The organism is Pseudoalteromonas sp. AOP7-A1-14 (genome assembly GCF_052376275.1).
Taxonomy (GTDB): Bacteria; Pseudomonadota; Gammaproteobacteria; order Enterobacterales; family Alteromonadaceae; genus Pseudoalteromonas.
In genome coordinates this window covers 1-3,494 of record NZ_JBQSVO010000189.1, presented here as the reverse complement: position 1 = coordinate 3,494, position 3,494 = coordinate 1, and the positions used below count along the sequence as shown (strand labels likewise).

Below are 3,494 nucleotides of genomic sequence, written 5' to 3'. Positions count from 1 at the left end.
CTGTATTAAAGCTACTTTTGACGTTGAGCGTCTTTTTGTGCTTTTTTAGCATCTTTACGTTTTTGTAAAACAGCTTGAGCTTCATTACCGATGTGACCTTCGCCACGGGCTTGTGCAAGTTCTATTTGTTTTTGTCGTTCAGCAAAGCGCGCTCTTTGTTCATCAGTAACATTATCTATACAATGATGACATGACACACCTTCCATGTACTCAGGCTTTTGTTTTTCTTGCTCAGTGATAGGCATACGACACGCATGACATTGATCGTATGAACCCTTTTGTAAATCATGATCTACGGCAACGCGATTATCAAATACAAAACACTCACCTTCCCACATGGTTTCCTCTTTTGGCACTTCTTCTAAATATTTTAAAATACCACCTTCAAGGTGATATACATCATCAAAGCCCTTCTCTTTCATGTAGGCAGTTGATTTTTCGCAGCGAATACCGCCAGTACAAAACATGGCTACTTTTTTATGCTTTTTAGGATCTAAATTTTCTTTTGCCCACTGCGGAAATTCACGGAATGTAGTCGTATTTGGATCGACTGCATTTTGAAAAGTACCAATCTCAATTTCGTAGTCATTGCGTGTATCAATTAAGATAACCTCTGGATCTGAGATTAAAGCATTCCAATCTTTTGGTTTCACATAGCTACCGACAGCTTTTAGAGGGTCTATACCCTCAACACCCATTGTTACAATTTCTTTTTTGAGTTTTACTTTAGTACGGTAAAATGGGCATTCGTCATCAAACGATTCTTTAGTCACTATATTATCAAGGCTTGGTTGTGTGCTAAGCCATGCGAGTAAATTGTCAATACCTTGGCGTTTAGCCGATACCGTTCCATTAATACCTTCAGCGGCAAGTAATAATGTACCACGTACCTCATTGGCTTCCATTACCGCTAACAGCGGCTGACGTAATGCTTCAAACTCAGGTAAAGCAACAAATTTATAGAGCGCGCACACAACAAAGTGTTCACTGGTGACATTATCTTTATGTACAGCAGACATGGGGATTCCTATTTTGCTTTGAGAGCCAATATTGGCAACAACCGAATCGTAAATCCGGCGCAGGCGCGCATTTTACCCGATTTACATTTAATTGCAAAAACTAGCTAAGTTACTGCGTTTTTCCTGTCTCCTTGGTGTATATCTACGTTATAATAAACTGTATTTTATTTGATTTTGCTCATCGGAGAACAACACATTGCATTTTACTGAACTTGGGATTGATACACGCCTTGAAAAGCAGCTTGCCCACCAAGGGATCACTCAGCCCACTGATATTCAAGCCCATGCGGTGCCTACAGCACTTGCAGGCCATGACATTTTCGCTCAGTCTAAAACGGGGTCAGGTAAAACATTAGCGTTTTTATTACCTGCCGTGCAGCGTGTTATGAAGCAAAGAGCACTCAGTAAACGTGATCCTCGGGCATTAATTGTCGCTCCCACTCGCGAGCTTGCAACCCAAGTATTTACCCAACTTAGATTGCTCATTGCGGGTACTAATATAAAAGCAGTAAAAATACTCGGTGGCGAAAACTTTAATGACCAAGTTAAAGCACTACGTAATGATCCGCAATTTGTCATCGCCACACCAGGGCGTTTGGCTGATCATCTGACTCAACGTTCATTACAGTTAAGTGGCCTTGAGTTACTTATATTTGATGAAGCCGACCGCATTTTAGACTTAGGTTTTTCTGAACAAATAAAAATGATTAATGAGTTGGCCGACCATCGATTACGCCAAACGTTATTGTTTTCAGCAACACTTGATCATGCTCAAATTGATGCCCTATCACGTAATTTATTACGTAAACCAAAACAAATTACGCTAAGCGCCGCTAACGAGCAGCATTCAGATATTAAACAAAGCTTATATTTAGCAGATCACTTAGATCATAAAGAAGCCCTACTTAAGCATTTTGTCACGCAAGATGATGTGGGACAGTGTATTATCTTTACTGCTACGCGCTCTGATACTCAAAGATTAAGTGATTTATTAACTGCAAAAGGCATTAAAGCACAAGCACTCGCTGGCGATTTAACACAAAATAAACGTCTCGATATTATGGATGCGTTTAGTCGTGAAAACTTTAAAGTACTGATCACCACTGATGTAGCCTCTCGTGGCTTAGATTTATTAAGTGTAACTCATGTTATTAATTTTGACTTACCTAAACACGCCGAGGAATATGTACACCGCATAGGTCGTACCGGCCGTGCTGGTTTTAAAGGAACTGCGATTTCGTTAGTCGGACCAAAAGATTGGCTGAGCTATAAAGCAATCAAAGCATTTTTAAATGACGAACTAACTTTTCATACTATCGAAGGCCTTACCGGTAAATTTAAAGGCTTACGTGAGAAAAAGGTTACTCCAGAATCAGTTAAAACAGATAAAAAAGCCGTTGTTTCAAAAAGTATAAAACCAAAGCGAAAAACCAGCCCCAAAAAACCAAAAGCGCCAATTAAAGCCCCTATTGATATAGACGCTAATACGCCCATGCGTCGCAAAAAAAAGCCTGAGCAGGAATAATTATGAGTTACCTCGGAACCACCCAAACCTTATTTGTAAATGAAGTATCAAACGAAGGTGCTTATCTTGATGGCCATGATTTAGGTGAAGTATTTTTACCTAGCCAAGAAATTAAACATGAGCTTGAAGCCGGCGATAGCATTAGCGTATTTATTTACCTTGATCATGCCAATCTTGCTACAGCAACAACTAAAAAGCCGATTGCTCAAGTTGGTGAATACGCCCTACTTCGTGTTAAAGAAATCAACAGCATTGGGGCTTTCTTAGATTGGGGATTAGACAAAGATGTACTTGCCCCGTTCAATGAACAAAAACCACGTATGCAAGAAGGCCACTCCTACTTGGTACGTCTTTACTTAGATAACGCAAGCTCACGTATTTGTGCATCTAGTAATTTCAATCGTTTTCTATCAAAAGATGAACCACAATACACTGCCCTTCAGGAAGTCAATTTAATTGTGGCTGGCAAAACAGATATCGGCTACAAAGTATTGATTGAAGAAGCACATTTTGGTGTGGTTTTTTATAATATGGTATTTAAGAATTTATTTATCGGCCAAAAATTAACAGGCTTTATCCATAAAGTCCGTGAAGATGGCAAAATTGACGTGATACTTGAAAAGCCAGGTATGGGAAAAGTAAGTGAACTAGGTGAAAAAATCATGCAAAAGCTAAAAGACGAAGGCGGTGTTTTAGCAATTGGTGATAAGTCAGATCCTGTACTTATTAAAAAGGTCTTCGCTACTAGTAAAGCAAACTATAAAAAAGCCATAGGCGGTTTGTTTAAGCAAGGTTTAATTGATATTGAAGCTAAGTCTATTAAGTTAAAATAATAAAAACTAATAATATTAAATGCTTAATAAAAGAGTAAAGTGAAAGCTTTGCTCTTTTTTATAAGCTTCAATGGCAACTATGAGCTGTGAGTTCAGACGGGCGATAAACTCGCTTTC

General features: G+C 38.9%; 3 protein-coding genes. 2 read left to right on the top strand and 1 reads right to left on the bottom strand.

Features of this window, described 5'->3' with window-relative positions:
- Nucleotides 1-11: 11 nt before the first annotated feature.
- Nucleotides 12-1,019, bottom strand: a complete 1,008-nt coding sequence (gene trhO, locus ACT3RM_RS17290; protein WP_441835033.1) for an oxygen-dependent tRNA uridine(34) hydroxylase TrhO — start codon at nucleotides 1,017-1,019, stop codon at nucleotides 12-14.
- A gap of 196 nt (nucleotides 1,020-1,215) precedes the next feature.
- Between trhO and ACT3RM_RS17285 the strand changes: the two genes are divergently transcribed.
- Entirely contained in the window at nucleotides 1,216-2,544 is a 1,329-nt protein-coding gene (locus ACT3RM_RS17285; protein ID WP_441835034.1) for a DEAD/DEAH box helicase, read from the top strand.
- 2 nt (nucleotides 2,545-2,546) lie between these two features.
- Nucleotides 2,547-3,377 (top strand): CvfB family protein, encoded by an 831-nt coding sequence (locus ACT3RM_RS17280; RefSeq protein ID WP_441835035.1) that lies wholly within the window; start codon nucleotides 2,547-2,549, stop codon nucleotides 3,375-3,377.
- Nucleotides 3,378-3,494: the final 117 nt, after the last annotated feature.

Excerpts from the sequence above, each read along its gene's own strand:
- trhO (WP_441835033.1), bottom strand. The coding sequence starts at position 1,019 with ATGTCTGCTGTACATAAAGATAATGTCACCAGTGAACACTTTGTTGTG.
- ACT3RM_RS17280 (WP_441835035.1), top strand. The coding sequence starts at position 2,547 with ATGAGTTACCTCGGAACCACCCAAACCTTATTTGTAAATGAAGTATCA.